The 18,259-nt window shown below is 39.6% G+C and carries 13 protein-coding genes and 1 pseudogene; 5 read left to right on the top strand and 9 right to left on the bottom strand.

Translation table 11 applies throughout. The annotated features are described in order from the left end of the window. Positions 1-9: 9 nt before the first annotated feature. The gene (gene rny / locus E4N78_RS13425) at positions 10-1,539 is read right to left on the bottom strand and encodes a ribonuclease Y (RefSeq protein WP_255811037.1); all 1,530 of its coding nucleotides are present in this window, start codon (positions 1,537-1,539) and stop codon (positions 10-12) included. Between the two features lie 137 nt (positions 1,540-1,676). On the opposite strand from rny, the gene E4N78_RS13430 reads away from it, so the two are divergent. The 5 genes and pseudogenes from E4N78_RS13430 to trxA all read left to right on the top strand — a co-directional run bounded on the left by E4N78_RS13430 (position 1,677) and on the right by trxA (position 7,621). Then, positions 1,677-2,987 (top strand): sugar ABC transporter substrate-binding protein, encoded by a 1,311-nt coding sequence (locus E4N78_RS13430; protein WP_255811038.1) that lies wholly within the window; start codon positions 1,677-1,679, stop codon positions 2,985-2,987. 99 nt (positions 2,988-3,086) lie between these two features. Then, positions 3,087-5,120 (top strand): ABC transporter permease subunit, encoded by a 2,034-nt coding sequence (locus E4N78_RS13435; protein ID WP_255811039.1) that lies wholly within the window; start codon positions 3,087-3,089, stop codon positions 5,118-5,120. A 16-nt stretch (positions 5,121-5,136) separates the two neighbouring features. Next, positions 5,137-6,021: a sugar ABC transporter permease gene (locus tag E4N78_RS13440; protein WP_255811040.1), complete on the top strand. Its 885-nt coding sequence runs from the start codon at positions 5,137-5,139 to the stop codon at positions 6,019-6,021. 42 nt (positions 6,022-6,063) lie between these two features. After that, positions 6,064-7,149, top strand: a complete 1,086-nt coding sequence (locus tag E4N78_RS13445) for an ABC transporter ATP-binding protein (RefSeq protein WP_010694050.1) — start codon at positions 6,064-6,066, stop codon at positions 7,147-7,149. Positions 7,150-7,297: 148 nt separating this feature from the next. Next, a pseudogene (trxA, locus tag E4N78_RS13450) lies at positions 7,298-7,621 on the top strand (thioredoxin). Between the two features lie 81 nt (positions 7,622-7,702). Here the strand turns inward: trxA and grdD are convergent. From grdD to E4N78_RS13490, 8 genes are all read right to left on the bottom strand, one after another. Further along, complete coding sequence (gene grdD, locus E4N78_RS13455; protein ID WP_002673026.1) at positions 7,703-8,857, bottom strand: glycine/sarcosine/betaine reductase complex component C subunit alpha; 1,155 nt, start codon at positions 8,855-8,857, stop codon at positions 7,703-7,705. A gap of 12 nt (positions 8,858-8,869) precedes the next feature. Further along, the gene (gene grdC / locus E4N78_RS13460; RefSeq protein ID WP_255811041.1) at positions 8,870-10,408 is read right to left on the bottom strand and encodes a glycine/sarcosine/betaine reductase complex component C subunit beta; all 1,539 of its coding nucleotides are present in this window, start codon (positions 10,406-10,408) and stop codon (positions 8,870-8,872) included. Positions 10,409-10,575: 167 nt separating this feature from the next. Beyond that, positions 10,576-11,178 carry an MptD family putative ECF transporter S component gene (locus E4N78_RS13465; RefSeq protein ID WP_255811042.1) on the bottom strand — a complete coding sequence of 201 codons (603 nt, stop codon included), beginning with the start codon at positions 11,176-11,178 and terminating at the stop codon, positions 10,576-10,578. A 10-nt stretch (positions 11,179-11,188) separates the two neighbouring features. Then, positions 11,189-11,899 carry an energy-coupling factor transporter transmembrane component T family protein gene (locus E4N78_RS13470; protein WP_255811043.1) on the bottom strand — a complete coding sequence of 237 codons (711 nt, stop codon included), beginning with the start codon at positions 11,897-11,899 and terminating at the stop codon, positions 11,189-11,191. Between the two features lies 1 nt (position 11,900). Next, positions 11,901-13,376, bottom strand: a complete 1,476-nt coding sequence (locus E4N78_RS13475; RefSeq protein ID WP_255811044.1) for an ABC transporter ATP-binding protein — start codon at positions 13,374-13,376, stop codon at positions 11,901-11,903. After that, complete coding sequence (locus tag E4N78_RS13480) at positions 13,373-15,088, bottom strand: ABC transporter ATP-binding protein (protein ID WP_255811045.1); 1,716 nt, start codon at positions 15,086-15,088, stop codon at positions 13,373-13,375. Before E4N78_RS13480 ends, E4N78_RS13475 begins: the two co-directional genes overlap by 4 nt. A gap of 335 nt (positions 15,089-15,423) precedes the next feature. Further along, a complete protein-coding gene (locus E4N78_RS13485) occupies positions 15,424-17,142 on the bottom strand; it encodes an ABC transporter ATP-binding protein (protein ID WP_255811046.1) in 1,719 nt (572 codons plus the stop codon). Positions 17,143-17,291: 149 nt separating this feature from the next. Then, positions 17,292-17,861 carry a TetR/AcrR family transcriptional regulator gene (locus E4N78_RS13490; RefSeq protein ID WP_255811047.1) on the bottom strand — a complete coding sequence of 190 codons (570 nt, stop codon included), beginning with the start codon at positions 17,859-17,861 and terminating at the stop codon, positions 17,292-17,294. Positions 17,862-18,259 lie beyond the last annotated feature (398 nt).

An 18,259-nucleotide genomic window follows, 5' to 3' on the forward strand; every position in this document is an offset into this window, starting at 1 on the left:
TTATAAAAACTAGCGGGCGTATTCTACGATACGCGTTTCGCGTATAAGGGTTACGCGGATTCTTCCGGGGTACTGCAAATCGTTTTCGATTTTTTTTGCAATGTCCCGAGCCAAAATCTTGGTATCGGCATCGGAAATCTTTTCGTTGTTGATAACAACCCGTAATTCCCTTCCGGCTTGGATTGCGTAAGCTTTTTCAACTCCGCTAAAGCCTTCAGCCAGCTGTTCAAGGTTTTCAAGCCGCTTAACATAGTTATCCATAGTTTCGCGTCTTGCACCCGGTCTTGCAGCCGAAATTGCATCTGCAATCTGTACGATTACCGATTCAACGCAGGTAGGCTCTATATCATTGTGGTGAGCTCCTACGGCATTGACAACCCTCGGATCTTCATTGATCCTCTTTGCAAGCTCCATTCCTATTTCGGCATGGTTTTTATCGGAATCGGTTTCTGCTCCCTTTCCGATATCATGCAGTAAGGCACCGCGTTTTGCGATTTCGACATTTGCACCGATTTCGCTTGCAATCATTCCTGCGATTATGGCTACTTCTTTAGAATGCTGAAGTACGTTTTGCCCATAGCTTGTTCTAAAATAAAGCCTTCCCAAGGCCCTTACGCCTTCTTGGTTCATGTTATGGATGCCGAGGTCGAATAGAACCTTTTCTCCTTCTTCATAAACCTTTTGCGAAATTTCTCTGGTTACCTTTTGCACAATTTCTTCAATACGAGCCGGATGAATTCGGCCGTCAAGAATCAATCTCTCCAAGGCAACCCTCGCAATTTCTTTGCGCACAGGGTCGAAACAAGATACTACAACAGCTTCAGGGGTATCGTCGATTATTATGTCTACACCGGTAAGAGTTTCCAAGGCTCGGATATTGCGGCCTTCGCGGCCGATAATCCTTCCTTTCATCTCATCGCTGGGCAAGCTGACCGTTGAGACAGTAATGTCGCTCGCCGTTTCCGTTGCAAGACGCTGGATCGTCGTAATCAGAATATCCTGTGCTTTTTTTTCTGCCGTCAGCTGAGCTTCTTGTTCTATCTTATTTATAATAGTAACCGCATCATGCTTTGCTTCAGTTTCCAAGTCACGGATAATCAAATCCTTTGCCTGCTGCTGGGTCAAACCGGAAATTCTTTCCAGCTCTTCCCTGTATCTTTCTTCTTCGCCGCTTAAAAATTCAGTCCTCTCATCAAGTGCGGCTTCCCTCTTGATAAGCTCTTTTTCTTGTTTTTCTACAGTTTCGACACGTTTATCGAGGACTTCCTCTTTTTGTGCCAATCTGCGTTCGAAACGCTGGAGATCACTCCTGCGCTCCCTATTTTCCCGTTCCTGCTGTTTTTGTTCCCGAATCAGCTGCTCTTTTGCTTCAAGAAGGAATTCCTTCTTTTGAGCTTCAGCATCTTTTATTGCCTCCTGTAAAATCCGTTCTGCACGTTGTTCAGAAGCAGATAGTTGAAATCTGGCATAAAGCCAGCGAATCGTCCATCCAAGAATTATACAGACAGCAGGAAGGATGACATACAAAATCCAATTCATCGGTATGCTCCTTAAAAAATGACTACTGTCCAGTCTCATAATACAAGCAATCGAAAAAAAAGTCAATGAAAATTTTGAAATTTATTCTTGTTTAAGCGTAAATTTTATGATATACTTTTTATTATAAGGAGAGTTTTATGAAACATAAAAAAAATGTATTTGTAGCCGGTTTATTTTTTATCGGTTTGTTTTTTGCTTTATCGTTCACCGTTTCTTGCGGAGGTAAAACCGAAAAGCAAAAAGTAGTATTAACCGTACAAGCAGAACAAGGCTGGATGCCGTATTACAAAGAAGCAGTAAAAAGGGTTGAAGAAACTCATCCGAATACGGAAATTAAACTTATTGAAGTAGGAGCTTTCGACCATTTGGATAGGCTTGATGCCACAGATGCTTCAAATAAGGATGTAGCAGATTTATTTGCAATTCCTGCCGATAGACTTTACGGACTTGCGGAGAATGAAGCTTTAGCTTCCATCGATTCCAAAAAAATTTCTTCCGAATTGGGCGGCTGGTCGAATTTTGATTTAGGACTTGGCGGAAACTTAAAAATCGGTAACGAATATCTTGCTTTCCCCCTTAATATAGAAACACTCATTACCTTTGTAAATACAGCAAATGCAAAAGCACAAGGTTCCGATTATACCAAACCCTTCGAACTTGCAAATCAAAAAGATCCTGCAACCGTTTTATTGCCTCTTTTTGATGCATGGTACGGAGTTGCTCCTGCAAATTCGGCTGCAATCGAATTCTTAGGAAAGAAAAACGGAACGGAACTTTTTTCCGATATGGTTATGGAATTTAAAGACTTACCGGCAGAAAAAAGAGCTGCAATTGAAACTATATACAATTATTGGAAGCTCAATTATGAAAACAAAACTCCGCTTTTTGATGCAGATGCCGGTTGGGGTTATATTGATAAAGAATTCAGTAATGGAAATAAGGGCGTTATCCGTTTGGGCGGACCGTGGGATACGGGAAGTATTTTGGAACAGACAAAAGGAAATCTTGTAATTTATCCTATAAGCCATATTACATTAAACGGTAAACCGATTTTACATTGGAAAGGCGGCTGGGGACTTGCTATTAATTCCCGTATCGAAAAAGATGCAGAAAAATATGCACTTGCCGAAGCGATGATAAAAGAAATCGTAAACCCGAAATATGCCGTAGACTTTTTTAAAGCGACCGGTAAGATTTTGGAAAATGTTCCTGCCGAAACATATGCCGCTTCAAATCTTCCAGATACGGAAAAGGCTGTTATTAGAGCAGTAATAGAATCTTATAAAATTTCCCCTGCCCGTCCTTTATTTAAGGAATGGGGAAAGGTTTGGGATACATGGAGAAATGCCGTTCTTTCATGGAACAGTGTTAATCCTAAAAATGCCGAGGAAGCATATAAAGAATTAAAGGCTTCTTTCGATGCAATGATGGCAAACTTTAAAATGTAATGGTAAGCTCTAAAATTTCTGTCAGATTTTAGAGGTTTCCTAATATCCTAAAAGCTGCCGACATAGTATTGTCCGGCAGCTTTAAAACCGGAGGTGAAAATGACTTATTCAAAAACTTTGTCGGACGGTATAGGTAATATTCACCCTAGGAAAAACCTATATCTGTTAGAATTGGCGGAAGCCGATTCTGCAAAACGCAAAGAACTTAAAGCTGCAAAGTCTTCACACGAATACAATATTAAACTTGAAGATTTTAAGGTAAAACGGAAAGAGTTTTTAAAAACATTAAGACGGAAAACAAAACAATATTCGGCTTCTCATAGAGAAGATGCTGCAACCGATTATTTAAATCTACGGCTTTTTAAAGCGGAGCGAAAAAAAGAATTTTATAAAGATTTTGCGGAACTTTCTTATGACGCTTTTTTGGAAGCAAAAATTGCAGAACTTGAAATACGATATATACCGGATATCCTTGCCCATAAAGCATTGCTTCAAAAGAAACTCCAAACAGTAAAAGAAAAACTAGCAGACATTGATGAAGATGAAAGAACAATTATTCAAAAAACAATTGAGCTGACCGTTGCAGAGCGTAAAGAAAAATTAAAAACTGAGCTGAAAACGCTATCGGAAAAATATACATCCAAATCCATTTCAAAAAAAGCCTATAAAACCGAATGTAAAATTAAAAGAGCTGCATATAAAGAAGATGTTCTTGCTGCATCTTTTACCGACCCCAAAGTGAGTTTACAAGAAGAAATTAAAAATATTACATATCGGCTTAAAATGGATATAAAAACAAAACTGAATGTTTTAGAATCGGATATTGCCGATGTAAGAAGAAAAACGCCTATCGAATTGGAACGGTTTCCTTTAATTTCCGTTTTTACTTGTTTTTTACCCGGTCTCGGACAGTTATTAAATAAACAATATGTAAAAGCCGGTATTTTCTTTTTATTTTCAATTTTTATTTATCTCATTGCATTCCCCTATATTTTAGGCTATACAAATTATCAAGGTTCCGGAATTTCAGGGCTTATCGGACTTGCCGAAGGCGGAACAAAAATAGATAAATCAATTATTTTTATGATTGAAGGCATTATAGCTCTAATTTTAATTCTTTTTTCGGTCTTGCTGTATATTGTTTCTTTTAAAGATGTTCGGAAGGTTGAAGTAAATGCCTTAAAAGGCATAAGACGGAAAACTTGGTTTGAAAGCAAACGGAGCATTGAACGGGAGGGCTTTCCTTATTTGGTGTCAGCTCCGGCTTTAATTGTTATTGTATTTATCGTAATAGTTCCGATTTTGACGACGGTTTTTATTTCGTTTACAAATATGGATCCGGTACATCAAAATAAATTTTCATGGATAGGTTTGCAAAACTATAAAACGCTGATAACGGGACACGGCGTTGCAGGTAAAGCATTTTATCTTATTTTGGGATGGACTCTTATTTGGACGGTGGGAGCCTCCACGCTTTCGATTGTTATAGGCTTTGTTTTAAGTCTTATTGTCAATCAAGAAAGGATAAAAGGAAAATCAGTTTTTAGAACAATTTATATTTTACCGTGGGCGGTGCCTGCGTTTATAACGATTATGTTTTTTTCGATAATGGCTTCGCGCGGCGGTCCTATTTCAGAATTGCTTGAAAAACTGTTTGGGCTTTCGATTGATATTAAAAATAACCCGCATCTTACCCGCACAGCACTTATTCTTTTACAGAGCTGGCTCGGTTCCGCATATATCTTTTTACTTTCTACGGGCGTTTTGCAGGGCATTCCAAAAGATTTATATGAAGCTGCCGAAATAGACGGTGCAACCGGCTTTCAGCGTACTATGAAAATTACCGTGCCTTTAGTGCTTTATCAAACCGCTCCGCTTTTAATAATGCAGTATACCTTTAATTTTAATAACTTTTCAATTATATATCTTTTTAATTTGGGCGGGCCTTTTAACCCGACAAAATATGGAAATTTGGCAGGAAGTTCGGATATATTGATTTCTTATATTTATAAATTAACTATCGAAAATCAATATCAAGCGATAGGGGCTGCAATTACGATAGGAATTTCGCTGGTTCTTATGGTATTTGCATTTTTGAATTTTAGAAGAACAAAAGCTTTTAAAGAAGATTAAGACAAGGAGAATAAAGATGAAAAAACAAAATGAACTTTATTTGTCGGATAAGCAGCCTCTCAATACCGGAGGTAGAATTTTTCTTACCCTTTCCTATCTGATTATGATCATCTGGGCTTTATTTATTATTTTGCCTCTGGCTATTATTGTTGTATCGGCGTTTAACGGAAATCAAGGGAAAAATATTTCACTTCAATCGGTGTTCAGTTTTTCGCTTAAGCACTTTGAATATCTTTTTACCGAGACCTATTTTTTTATGTGGGTAAAAAATACGCTTATTGTAGCTATTGCAACCGCCTTACTGACACTTTTAATCGTGTCATTTACCGGTTATGCGTATTCACGGTATAAATTTACGGGCAAAAAAACTATTCTTATGGGAATTATGCTTATCCAAATTATACCGGTTTTTGCGGGACTTACCGCGTTTTATACCCTCCATTCGATTATTTCTACGGCAATTCCGTTTTTTTCCAAAAAGGCAATGCTTGTTTTAATTTATTCGGGAGGAGGAATCGTAGGAAACACATTTATACTAAAAGGCTATATAGATTCAATTTCGCGGGAGCTTGACGACGCTGCAAAAATAGACGGATGCTCAAATATGGGGGTTTATCGGCTGATCATTATGCCGATTGCGCGTCCGATGCTTGCCATTATTGCACTTTGGTCGTTTATCGGGCCTTTTATGGATTACATGTTACCGAAAGTTTTACTTACTAATTCAAAAGATTATACGCTTACCGTAGGCTTATTTACACTTATAAACGACGCAAGAACTATGAACGCACCGGCATTTGCGGCGGGCGGCTTATTAACGGCAATACCGATCATAATCTTGTTTATCAGTTTGCAAAATCAACTGGTTTCAGGGCTAAGTTCCGGTTCGGTAAAAGGATAGAAACATGATAATTAATTATACATTACATGAAGGGGAGATAGTATGAAAGTTAGTTTAAAGGATATCGGCAAAAAATATGAAGGAAGAGAAAATTTTACGATTAGACATATCAATTTGGAAATTGATGATAAAGAATTCTGTGTGATTTTAGGTCCTTCAGGCTGCGGAAAATCTACATTATTGAGAATGATAGCGGGGCTGAATTCGATAACGGAGGGTGAACTTATTTTCGGAGAAAAAATTGTAAATAAAGTTGCTCCGAAAGATAGGGATATTGCAATGGTTTTTCAGTCTTATGCCTTGTATCCGCACATGACGGTGTATGATAATATGGCTTTTTCATTAAAAATGAAAAAAGAAAGAAAAGAAATTATCCATGAGCGGGTTTTAGAGGCAGCAAAGATTTTACAAATAAGCGACAATCTTTATGCAAAGCCATCGGATATTTCAGGCGGACAAAGGCAGCGGGTAGCTTTAGGACGCGCTATGGTAAGACGTCCGGGCGTTTTTTTAATGGATGAACCGCTTTCAAATCTTGACGCAAAGCTGCGCGAACACATGCGAGTTGAATTGGTTCGGCTGCATAAACAACTTGGCACTACCTCAATTTATGTAACGCATGACCAAACAGAAGCCATGACAATGGCTACAAAAATAGTGTTATTAAATAAAGGAAAGATTCAGCAAGTGGGCAAACCCGAAGAATTTTACAATAAGCCTGCCAATATTTTTACCGCCGAATTTATCGGCTCTCCCACAATGAATATTTTTGAAGGCAAAATTGAACATGGGCGTTTTATAACCGCTTCGGGTGTCATCGAAGTATTCCCGAAAGAAGCTGACGCAAAAGTTCTTGCTGCTTATGAGGGCAAAAAAGTATACCTTGGTATACGCTCCGAACGGTTCATTGCAGGAGAAAATGAAAAAAATTCCTTCCATGCAAAAATAGATGTAATTGAAGTACTCGGAAAAGAACAGCTTTTATATACAAAGTTGGACGACGGTACCGACTGTATTATGAGCGAACCAGGATATTTTAAATATGCTGTGGATGAAATTCATAACTTTACATTTGATTTAGATGCTTTGCATTTTTTTGACGGAGAAACTACCGAAAGAATAAATTAAACGGAGTTTTTACAGGAGACATTTATATTTACATAAATATTTTATATCTTAAAATAAATCGAATTTCCGTCTTGCCCTATATTTTAGAATATTGTATATTGTAACTAATCGGGAAAAAAGATTTTTTCTAATCTAAGATTATAAGGAGATGATTATGGCAGTATTGGATATTACAAATGCTAATTTTGATGAAACCGTAAAAACCGCCAAGCCCGTTTTAATTGACTTTTGGGCACCGTGGTGACCGTGATGCGTACAGCTCAGTCCTGAGCTGCAGGCTGCCGAGGCGGAACTCGGCGATAAGGCTGTGATTGCACAGTCTAACGTGGATAATGCACGTGAATTGGCAGTAAAATTTAAGTTTATGTCAATTCCTACCCTCATCGTTTTAAAAGACGGAAAAGAGGTGGATAGGCACACAGGCTATATGGATAAAAAGAGCCTTGTAAACTTTGTTTCAAAGCATATCTAAAAGGAAAGGCGGGAAGCTTTAAAAGCTCCCGCCTTTTTTGTTTTTAACCGGTTTAAAGAGAATCTCTAAAAACGGATATTTTTAAATATAGTCGGCCTTGTGGAGTACATCCCTTGCCTTGGGTAAGTCTTCTTCGCTTACCATAATGACCGGGCCGGTACAACCCATTCCCGTTTCGGCATAGATGCCTTCCTTCCAAAGAGCCTTGCAGGCATCTTCGATTTCGATAACGTCAATTCCGGGAATACCGGCATCAACGGTTTTCTTAGGCGGAGCCTTTACTTCTTCGGCAGCGGCTGCTGCAACGGGCTTCGCTCCGGGCATATCTTCTAAAAGCTCATCCAAGCCCGCCTTTTTAGCGGCCTTAAGTTCTTCTGCATAGATACCGTGAACATTGTTCTTTGCACAGTCGGCGACGAATTTTAAGGCATTGGCTATGGCCGGAGCTCCCGATGCCCTCGAAATAATTCCGACAACATCATCATAGCCCGAACCAATACAGGGTCCGTAACCGAATCCTGAGCCTTCATAGCTCCCGCCCGTTACAAAGGAAGAAAAGAGCTTAATCAGCAAGTTTCCTGTAAGGGTATCGCAAACCATTACATCGGGAGTTCCCTGCAAAAGGTCGTTTCCTCTCATGCGGACACCTCCGTCTGCACGGTTAGATTCGGTGTAGTTTACCTTGTAGCCCTTTTCCTTCATTTTGTTTAGAGCCTTTTCAATAACGGCGATACCGTCAATGTTTAAAAGACCTACGGTGGGTTCGGCTATTCCGGAAGCCTTAGCAACGGCAATACCGCCGATAGCATTTAAAAGCATGGCCTTGTAGCGGTTTGCATCGGTTGTTCCCGTAGTGGTGGCAAGAATCATCTCGCGGCCCTTTCCAGGGGTTACAACCTTTCCTACGGTGCTTACGCCCAAGGGGAAGTTATAGTGCATGGTTACACAAGCCTTAATTGTTCCTTCTTTAAAAAGGCGTTCCATTTCTTTATGAGCATCTTCGAGAGTTGCTGCGGGGAAATGTTTTAAGCCTTTTGCTTCCGGTCCTCCGATGAGGATTACATCCAGATCGGGATTTCTTTTTGCGGCAAGCTCTGCGGCATAAACAAGTTCCGCTTCGCCGTGCTCGCTTCCCGGAATGGTTAAACCGACGGGGAATCGGCCGGCAAAGGAACCGCCCTCAAGCCCTTCGGCAAGTCCTAAAAATAAATCAGCAATTTGTTTTTTATCTGCCATATTCTTATCTCCTTAGTTTTGGGATTTGAGAATATTTTCGGCTACGTTTCTCATTGCTTCGGCAACAATCTTCTTTATTCCGGCTGTGTCCTGTCCGGCAGATGCGGAGCCTTTTCCGTCATTGGCTTCAATTAAGAAGCTTAAGCCGTCGAAGAGGTTTGTAAGACGGCCGAGGAATAAACTTCCCTTTCCGATTATCATTGTATTTTTGAGTTTTCCTGCCATCATATCGCGGCGTGCATGTCCGATAAAGGGAACACCTGAAGGGATATGTCCCTGAGTGGGAGCAAAGCCGACAACTCCGTGTTTTTTTACGAATTCGGCAATTTGAGTTTTTTCAAGCTGGCCTTTCATAACGCTTAAAGCGGCAATCATCTTTACGTTTGCTTCGGGTACGTTACCGGCACCTGCAGGAGCGGTGATTTCGTGGTTTTGAAGCTCTGCCGAGTATTTTTCGATGTCGGTCATCTTTAGACCGGCGGCATTAAGAGGATCGTAAACCAATACGCTCATAACGGCCTGAGGGGCGGAGCCGGAAGAAATTACGTGCTTTCCTACAACTTCGGTATTGATAACGGGGTTGACTCCGTCGTCTGCACTGAGCATAACGGCAAAGCCTCCGATCATATCTTCAAAGAGGGGAAGGTCTTTTTTTACATGGTCTTTTCCGTTCATACCGAGCTTGGGTACCGAGCCTCCCGAAACGACCATTACGTTTTTAAAGATACCGGCTGCTACAAGGGCTGCTCCATGGATAATTGCGTGAACGGGAGCTGCACAGAAGCCTCGAACGTCTGAGCCGGTTGCATTTACACAGCCCGATTTTTCTCCGACTGCCTTTGCAATGTTTCCGCCGCCTCTCTGGTTAATATCGCCAGCGGCTTCTTCAGAACATTCGATGATGTATTCGACATCTTTCATATCGATGCCTTCAAGTTTTCCCATGTGCCATGCGGAAAGAATACCGGAAGCCTTTGTGGCTAGGTTTTCAAGCATGGTGTGGGCACTTAAGTTTTCGTCCGTATCGTGAGCCTGCTTTACACAACCGATGAGTTTTCCCTGTTCGTAAAGACCTTCTGCTGTGTGGGCATCAACCATTTTTTGGATTTCTGCCATGTCATGGCCTTCTCCAAGCTTAATGTCTTGGGTTTTCATCATCGGGTGGTTTTCGATGAGTTTTGCAGCTTGGGCTGTGAATTCCTTTGAGAAATAAATGAGCTCAAAAACGTCGGCATGTTTCATTAAAATATAGAACTCGGCCTGAGTCATAATTTCGCCGAATTTACCCTTTTTTTCGGCCTTTTTTGCGTCCTTGTACCAAGGTTCGGGGAGTTTTTCCAAGTCTTCTGGAGTCATGTTTCCGATATAGACTTGGTTAGGCGGATAGTTTACTGCCTCCTCAAAGCTGCGTAAGTGAGAGGGGATTGCCTTTAAATATTCATCCTCAGGGTTTGCAAGCCTTGTGCCTGTTTGAGTTGAACCGTTGTGAAAAAGAAGATCGGGAGCATGAACTAAGATGTAGCTTGCTCCTTTTATAGCGACTTTTGCCATAATGCCTCCAAAAAATTTATATAAAATTTAAAATGCTTTGCCAATTAATAATGATGGCTTTTTTATTCTATATTAAATTCGTTTATTATTCAAGGGTCTATATATTATAGAATTTAAACGCAAAGGATTCATAAGTTCAATTTATAATTACCCATTGCCAATTTTCCCTATACCATCCCCGCTTTTTCAAAATGCTTTTTTAATATCCGCATAGAAAGCCACGCTCCCGCGAAACTTGTTATAACCGTCAATGCAATCATAGAACCGTACATCTGCCATGAGCCTACAACGTGCAAATACTGTTGTAAAGCTTCATCCGTTAAATGTAAAATCTCCTTTCTTTGCACAAAGTATTCTCCATGCGAAAGATACATAGGCAGGGTGAACAAGGCTGTCTGCAACGTGGAGCCAAGCACATAGGGCAGTATGATTGCTTTTTTATCTTTGTACTTCATCGTTGACGCAAGAGTCTCCGCAATGAACCAGCCGATAATTGAAAGGCCGACGCCTATTCCGTTTGCCGCCATAAATCCCGGTAAAACGATAATTATCCCCATAATAAAAAAGACGCCCGTTTTTCTTACCTTTGATGCCGCCAGCATAAATGCTATCGATACAAAAAACAGCGTAATCGGGATATTGGCTATCGTGCCGAAAAGCGTTAATGCAGCGAGTGCTCCCGTAATAAAGAAAATTAATAGTGCAACCGCAGCGAAGATTCCGATAAAAATAAAATCCCGCGTATTCAATTTGTTTGTCTTTGTTTCCATGACATTCTCCTTAAAAAATATTACTAAACTGTAAGCACGATACCGCACCCACAGCAATAGCCGTACATAATCCGTATACAAAATCCGTTTTCGTAAATTTGAGCGGATAGATATTTGTTCTGTTTTTATAATTTTCAATTCCTCTCAGCAAAACCGATGTGGAAAGTTCCTCAGCTATGCGAAGACTTCTAAATAAAATCGGAACAATTATAAGTTCCAAAGAACGAATGGGATGCATTAAAAACCGTAAGCCCGAAATAGAAATTCCTCTTATTTTTAAACTGTCTTTTAAACAGCCGTAATCTTCTTTTAAGGACGGGAGATACCTAAATACAACAATTAAGGGAATTGCTATTATGTTTGGAAATTTCATCGTCTGCATAGCCGATATAATAGAGGGCATGGAAGTTTTCTTTTTTAAGAATATAATCATCATAACCGCAATAACGAATTTTTGAATAAAATAACTTAAAGATACAATCATGAGAGCAATTGTCGAATTCAGAATATAATGAATATAAAACATCGACACGGCAATGATACTATACATTCCGCTATATAAAACGGATTCACGATAAGCGCGTACATCCCATAAATAGAAATTACAAATAATAAGTAAAACATGTGAGGGGAGAGGCTTATTGACGGCAAGACCGAACGAGATAAAAATAAATACAATGCCGAGTACCGTTCTCGGGTCCGCTTTTCTTTTTGTATTCACTTCACATTTCCTCCTTTTTACTTAAAAGCTCCCAGAGCATTTTCTTGGTATCATTATTTAAATTGAAATCAGCGTGAACCATTCCGCTTTTTAAATAAATAATTCTGTTGCAGACAGACAGTAAAAATTCATAATCATGCGATATTACAAATATAAGCCTACCTGCCTTTGCCTCAGTGAGAATACTTTTAGAAACCAAATCCATAGAATGTTTATCCAAACCGCTTGTCGGTTCATCCAAAAAAAGTATCTTACATTTATTGCAAAAAGCCGCTGCAATGGTAAGCCTTTGCTTTTGACCTCTTGAGAGGGCAAGCGGATGCCGTTCTTTTAAATCAAGAATTTCAAAATCCGATAAAACGGTTTCTTTTTCCGTGCCGTTCAAACCGCCGCCTTTTTTTCCTATATCCAATTCATCCGCTACGGTATTACCGAAAAGTTGAAAGTCGGAGTCCTGCATGACAAAATACATACTCCCCGCTCTTTTCTTATAGCTCCGCTTTTCTCCTTTAATCAAAACGCTTCCGCTTTTTTCTTTTAATAAGCCTGTACACAATTTAGCAAGAGTTGTTTTACCCGCTCCATTTTCACCGATAATGCCGACAACTTCTTTTTCATAAGCTCTTATTGATATGTCTTTAAGCACATCGGTTTTTTCCTGTTTTGAATGTGAATATGAAATATTTTTTATTTCAAACAATGGGGTGGTTTTATCGATAATACTTTTAGAATGAACCGTATCGAGATTTTCCAAATATATGGGTCGAATATTTTTATTGTTTTTTTGCAGCTCAAAAAATTCGTCTTTTGAGTATTCGCCCGTAATTCTTCCCTTATCCATAATGAGCATACGGCTGCATAAGGCTGGAAGATAAAATAATCGATGCTCCAAAACGATAATGGTTTTTCCTTCTTCTTTTAAGCTCCGTAATATGTTTTCCAAATCAAAGATGGAATGAATATCCAGATTAGCTGTAGGCTCATCGAACAAAAAAATGTCAGGCGACATCGCATAACATGACGCGATAGCCAGTTTTTGGTTTTCACCGCTTGAAAGTTTAAAGATACTCTTCTCTTTTAGATGATTTATTCCAAGCAGCTTCAAACTGTTGCCTACCCTTTTCAGTATTTCTTCCCTGTTCAAAAGCATATTGCTGCAGCCGAATGCCGCTTCACTAAAAGGATCGGTCATAAAAAACTGACTTCGCGGGTCTTGGAATACACAGCCTACCATGCAGCCTATTTGTGAAAGCTCCATAGTGCGTATATCTTTTCCGTTTAGATAAGCTTCGCCCGTTAATACTCCGTCATAGTAATGCGAGATAAGGCCGTTGATAACAGAGCCGAGTGTGCTCTTCCCGCTTCCGCTTTTTCCGGTAATGACAACAAATTCTCCTTTTTTTATTTCGAGGTTTATATTGTCGAGAATGAGAAGCCCCGACCTTGTTTTATACGAAATATTTTTTAGCGAGATCACATTCCGCTCCCGTATTGTGCTTTCCAAAGCCGCGCATAGTAAGCGTCCTTTTCCAAAAGTTCATCGTGTTTTCCTTTTTCGATAAGACAGCCTTTTTGAAACACAAGGATTTGATCTGCCTTTTGAATAGTCCTTAAATGATGAGCGATCACTATGACCGTTCTGTTTTTTGCAAGTTCTGTAATGGCATCCTGTATTAAAGACTCATTTACGGGATCGACATTGCTGGTCATCTCATCGAGGATTAAAATCGGAGCGTCTTTTAAAAAGGCGCGTGCAATGGAAATCCGCTGTCTTTGTCCGCCGGATAAGAGACCTCCGTTTTCGCCTATATCCGTTTCATAGCCTTTCGGCAAGCTCATAATAAAATCATGTATCCTTGCCTTTTTTGCGGCATCGATGATTTCTTCTTTTGTTGCTCCTTTTTTACCTACTCGGATATTTTCTTCGATGGTGTTATCAAATAACTGAACATTTTGCATAACAATACTGATGCGATCTAAAAGTTCATCGTAGGGAATATCCCGAATATCGGTACTGCCGAGTGTAATACTTCCGCCTTGTACATCGTAAAAGCGCAACAGCAAATTCGTAACCGTCGTCTTACCGCTTCCCGATTCTCCTACAAGCGCGGTCATCGTTTTTTCCGGAACGGAAAAACTTACTCCATTCATTTTGAATTCATCTTCTTCATAAGAAAACTTCACATCTTTAAAAACAATATCGTTTTGTGCAGGAGTAACTCCGTCTGTTTTATCGGCTATTACTTCGGCATGAAGAATTTTTCCCAAGCGGTGATAGCTGTCTACGGCAGACACATAATACATATAGTGCGTTTCCATAGCTGCAAAAGGTTTATAAAATTCTTTTGAAATGACTGCGATAATCATAAAGCTGAGCACATCGATGCTTCCGCGTAATGCGGCAAGACCAGAATAAATAAAAAGAACAAAATACCCTGCATCGATTAAAAACGCAAAAACCGAAAGCTGTCTTGCCTTAAAACGGGACGCAGCCTTACTTGTTTCTCCGAATTTTTTTGTCTTTTCAAAAAGTTCATTATCCAGACTTTTATTATGCGAAAAACTTTTGAGCACCGGAATACCGCGTACATATTCGACAAATAAACTCACCATATCGGCAAGTGCGGAATTATTGTTATGCTCCGTTTTTTGTGCTCCCTTAATTGTGTAAAAAAGATAGGCAAGCGAAAGCGGAATCGACGCGGCCATAACAAGGGCTGCTTTAAGGTTGATAAAGCAAAGACCTATAAATACCGCAAGAGCAATGAGAAAATCGCCGAACATCCGCGGCCACATATGACCGACCACCATGGACATATTGTCCACATCTTTATGAAGAATTGTATTTAATTCTCCCAGCCGTTCATTCGTATAAAAGCCCAAACTAAACAGCTTCAGCTTTACAATCATCCGCTCCCGTATTTGCTGCACCACATCAAAGCCGGCTCCGTGCTTTTTTAAGTCGGCAATCATATTGCAAAGCCCCTTAAAAATGACCAAGCCTATCAGTGTTGCAAAAGCCGCATAGAGTCCCTGCACATCAGTCCCGGCAGCAATCTTAAATAAAATCGAAAACACCGTAAGTAACATTCCCACGGAGCTCAATCCGTACAAGGTAAAAAACAGAGAAGAAATACATACATCGATTTTTCCCCGCTTACTCAAAAATGCAAATAATTCTTTATACATATATTCTCCTTTGGGGAGGAAAGACAACCCGACAGAACAGGTTTTCTTTCCTCCCCAAACCCCTCCTATCTTTTCCGTCTGCCAAAGGCTTCGCCAGCCTTTGGAAACCGGCATCATCAGCAAAGTGGTGGAATTACATTTTTACAAGCCGATTATCCTATGCTTGTAGTTTGCATAATGCATACGCCGCTCCTACTTGTTTATTCGCCATAATTTCTCCTCAATTCGGCAGTGAGTAAATTATCAAATTTAGGAACTGTCGAATTCTCGCGCTTTCGAACATTTCTGTTCTTATTTAATTGCTAATTGATACCGGCCTAATTACCCATTACAAATTACCCCACTCGCCAATTGTCTACTTTGTTTTGGGCTTCGACCATTTCTTTATAAAAGGTGCATCGCAAAATCAATTCTTCATGTGTGCCAAAGTCCAGTATGCGGCCTTTATCCATAACGATTATTTTGTCCGCGTTTTGTACGGTGTTCAGGTGATGCGCAATCGTGATAACCGTTTTGTTTTTTCTTAATTCTTCGATCGCCGCGTTTATAAGTTTTTCATTTTCGCTGTCTACGGCAGCCATCGCTTCATCTAAAATAAGAATTGGGGCATTTTTAAGAATCATCCGGGCAATGGATATTCTTTGTTTTTCTCCTCCCGAAAGTTTTACGCCCATCTCTCCTACCTTTGTGTTATAGCCATGAGGCAGGGCGGAAATAAAATCATGACATCGTGCTTTTTGAGCGGCTTCTATCACTTCCGCTTCGGAAGCGCCCGCCTTACCGATCGCGATATTTTCAAAGATGCTCATATTAAAAAGAATTACTTCCTGCTGAACACTTCCGATAAGAGCAGAAATGCTGTCCGTATCATAGCGTGAAATATCTTTGCCCGAAATTGTGAGTACGCCTGAATCAACATCCCAAAAACCCATGATAAGATTCGCAAGCGTGCTTTTACCGCAACCGCTCGGCCCGACAAGTGCATTTAAACTGTTTTCTTTACACTGTACAGTAATATCTTTTAACGCAAAGCCGTCTTTTTCATACTTAAAATGTACGTTCTTACATTCTATATCTCCCGTTTTCAGTTTTTCGCTGATCTTTTCTTTTGCAAGAGGAGCACAGAGAATCACCGCTATGCTTTTGAGCTTTTCAGTAAACACGATGGAAAAGTGATGGAGCGTTGCGGTTTTACTTATTGCCGACACAAATACCGAAGATAAGATAACGGACAATATAAACTGAGCGGTAGAAATATTGTTATGTAAGAGCAGTATACTTCCTAACATCATAACCGATACCGCTCCGGCTTCCATAAAAATATCTATAAGCACCATTGGGCCCGTAACAGCACCCATACTCTTTTTTACATCTTGCACATAAGAGCGTGCAGAATCCAAAGCCCTGCCGCTAAAACACTCTTCTTTTGCAAAGGCCTTTATGACGGCAATGTTTTTTACATATTCCATCATGTCTTCCCTCATCTGCATTTCTCGTTCAAAATATATTTGAAATCTTTTTTGCATAGTCTTTGCAGATAATTGTTGTACAAGGAACATGAGCGGTACCCCTGCAATCATTATTAATGCGAGCCGGTAATCTATAAAAAGCATTGCAATAAAAACCAGAACAGGAAGAAGTGTTGCCGCCATAATTTCCGGAAGACCGTGCGCCAGATATATTTCAATCTGTTCTACATCGTGTTCAACAATGCTTGTAAGCTCGCCGGTAGTATGCTTTTTAAAAAAGCCTAAATTCAATTTTTTGAGGTGTTCAATTATGGCAAGCCGTAATTCCGTCAATGTACTAAAAGCCCTGTCATGAGCTGTCTTTACGGCAAGATAATTACAACACGCCTTCAGCATAAACGAGATGAAAATGCCTACGGCAATCATTTTAAAATATTCCCTTTCCGCTTTGCCCGAAAATAAGCTGCTTATCACCAGTACCAATAAAACCTGCGGTAGTAAGTCAAACACTATTTTAAGCGCAAGCAGCACATTGGAGAAAAAGGTTTTACCCGTTACCTGTTTTCTCAATTCCTTTTCAGTCATATCTACTCCTCTCTACATCTATAATGCGCATGTATATTCGTTTATCTTTAAAACTGAATAATATTGAATATTTATTCAATATTGACAGATAAAATGAGGAGCGGTTGAGCGCTCCTAAAATAAATTCTCTTCACTACTGTAATTACAGTCTACAATGATTCAACTCCATTAAAATAGCACTTATTAAGAACAAAGAGCATATCTTCTGCCCATTTTTCATTTTTATAGTGCCGTGCAATTTCCATTAGATTTTCCACATAATTATTTGCCAAAATATGGGCAAGCATGGGATCGTGCTTGGTTTTTGAATATCTCTTTAAACCGTCTTTTATATGCTGTTCCAATCGTTTAACCCACATATCTTTTGCATTCTCATGTTTCGTTCCTGAACTCTTGTCGATCAAGATGATGAGTTTTATTCTACTCTTTAACAGTTTGGGAAGTTGAGACGCTCCGCCCCGATTAAATCTTTCATAGGGACTCCCGGCTTCCATCTTTTCCTCATCTTCCATCATCTTAATGATGTTATCCAACACACCTGCAACTACTTCATCAAATAATCCTTCTTTGTTTTTGAAGTAGGTGTAAATAAGCGCAACAGGAATATCAGCCTGTTCTGCAATATTCGTCAGCTTTGCGCTTCTATAATCTTGTTCATAAAATATTTTTTCCGCAGCCGTCAGAATTCTATCCTTGACTTCTTCTTTTAATACCTGCATACCGCCCGCACGCTCGAAACGTTCTCCTTTCTATTCTACCAATACTGAATTATAATTTAATAATAAATCTTTATTCAATATTTGTCAATAGAGGTAAACAAATTTTATTTATTTTACCTCTATGCCTCTTAAAAATATTAACATAAAAGATAAAAAACGTTTAATTAAGAATCAAGGCTTCTTTCATTTCATCTTGCCCCAAGATTGCCGTAAAAGGATAGTTTTTCATAATGATTTGAGTATAGGGCATCTCTAAAAACCTTGTTGGATTTGCTTCGCATCCTTCGGAATAGAGGTGCCCGACGAGTTTTTCATAAGTCCTTATGTATCAATGACTTATGAAAAACATCGCAAATTAAATTTAAGGAAACCCTCTAAAAACTGATGTTTTTAGAGGC

This window comes from Treponema denticola (assembly GCF_024400535.1).
Classification (GTDB): domain Bacteria; phylum Spirochaetota; class Spirochaetia; order Treponematales; family Treponemataceae; genus Treponema_B; species Treponema_B denticola_C.

Coding starts and splice junctions, on each gene's coding strand:
- E4N78_RS13440 (WP_255811040.1), top strand. CDS start 5,137: ATGAAAAAACAAAATGAACTTTATTTGTCGGATAAGCAGCCTCTCAAT.
- grdD (WP_002673026.1), bottom strand. CDS start 8,857: ATGGCAGATAAAAAACAAATTGCTGATTTATTTTTAGGACTTGCCGAA.
- E4N78_RS13430 (WP_255811038.1), top strand. CDS start 1,677: ATGAAACATAAAAAAAATGTATTTGTAGCCGGTTTATTTTTTATCGGT.
- E4N78_RS13435 (WP_255811039.1), top strand. CDS start 3,087: ATGACTTATTCAAAAACTTTGTCGGACGGTATAGGTAATATTCACCCT.
- E4N78_RS13490 (WP_255811047.1), bottom strand. CDS start 17,861: ATGCAGGTATTAAAAGAAGAAGTCAAGGATAGAATTCTGACGGCTGCG.
- E4N78_RS13465 (WP_255811042.1), bottom strand. CDS start 11,178: ATGGAAACAAAGACAAACAAATTGAATACGCGGGATTTTATTTTTATC.
- E4N78_RS13445 (WP_010694050.1), top strand. CDS start 6,064: ATGAAAGTTAGTTTAAAGGATATCGGCAAAAAATATGAAGGAAGAGAA.
- E4N78_RS13480 (WP_255811045.1), bottom strand. CDS start 15,088: ATGTATAAAGAATTATTTGCATTTTTGAGTAAGCGGGGAAAAATCGAT.
- grdC (WP_255811041.1), bottom strand. CDS start 10,408: ATGGCAAAAGTCGCTATAAAAGGAGCAAGCTACATCTTAGTTCATGCT.
- rny (WP_255811037.1), bottom strand. CDS start 1,539: ATGAATTGGATTTTGTATGTCATCCTTCCTGCTGTCTGTATAATTCTT.
- E4N78_RS13485 (WP_255811046.1), bottom strand. CDS start 17,142: ATGACTGAAAAGGAATTGAGAAAACAGGTAACGGGTAAAACCTTTTTC.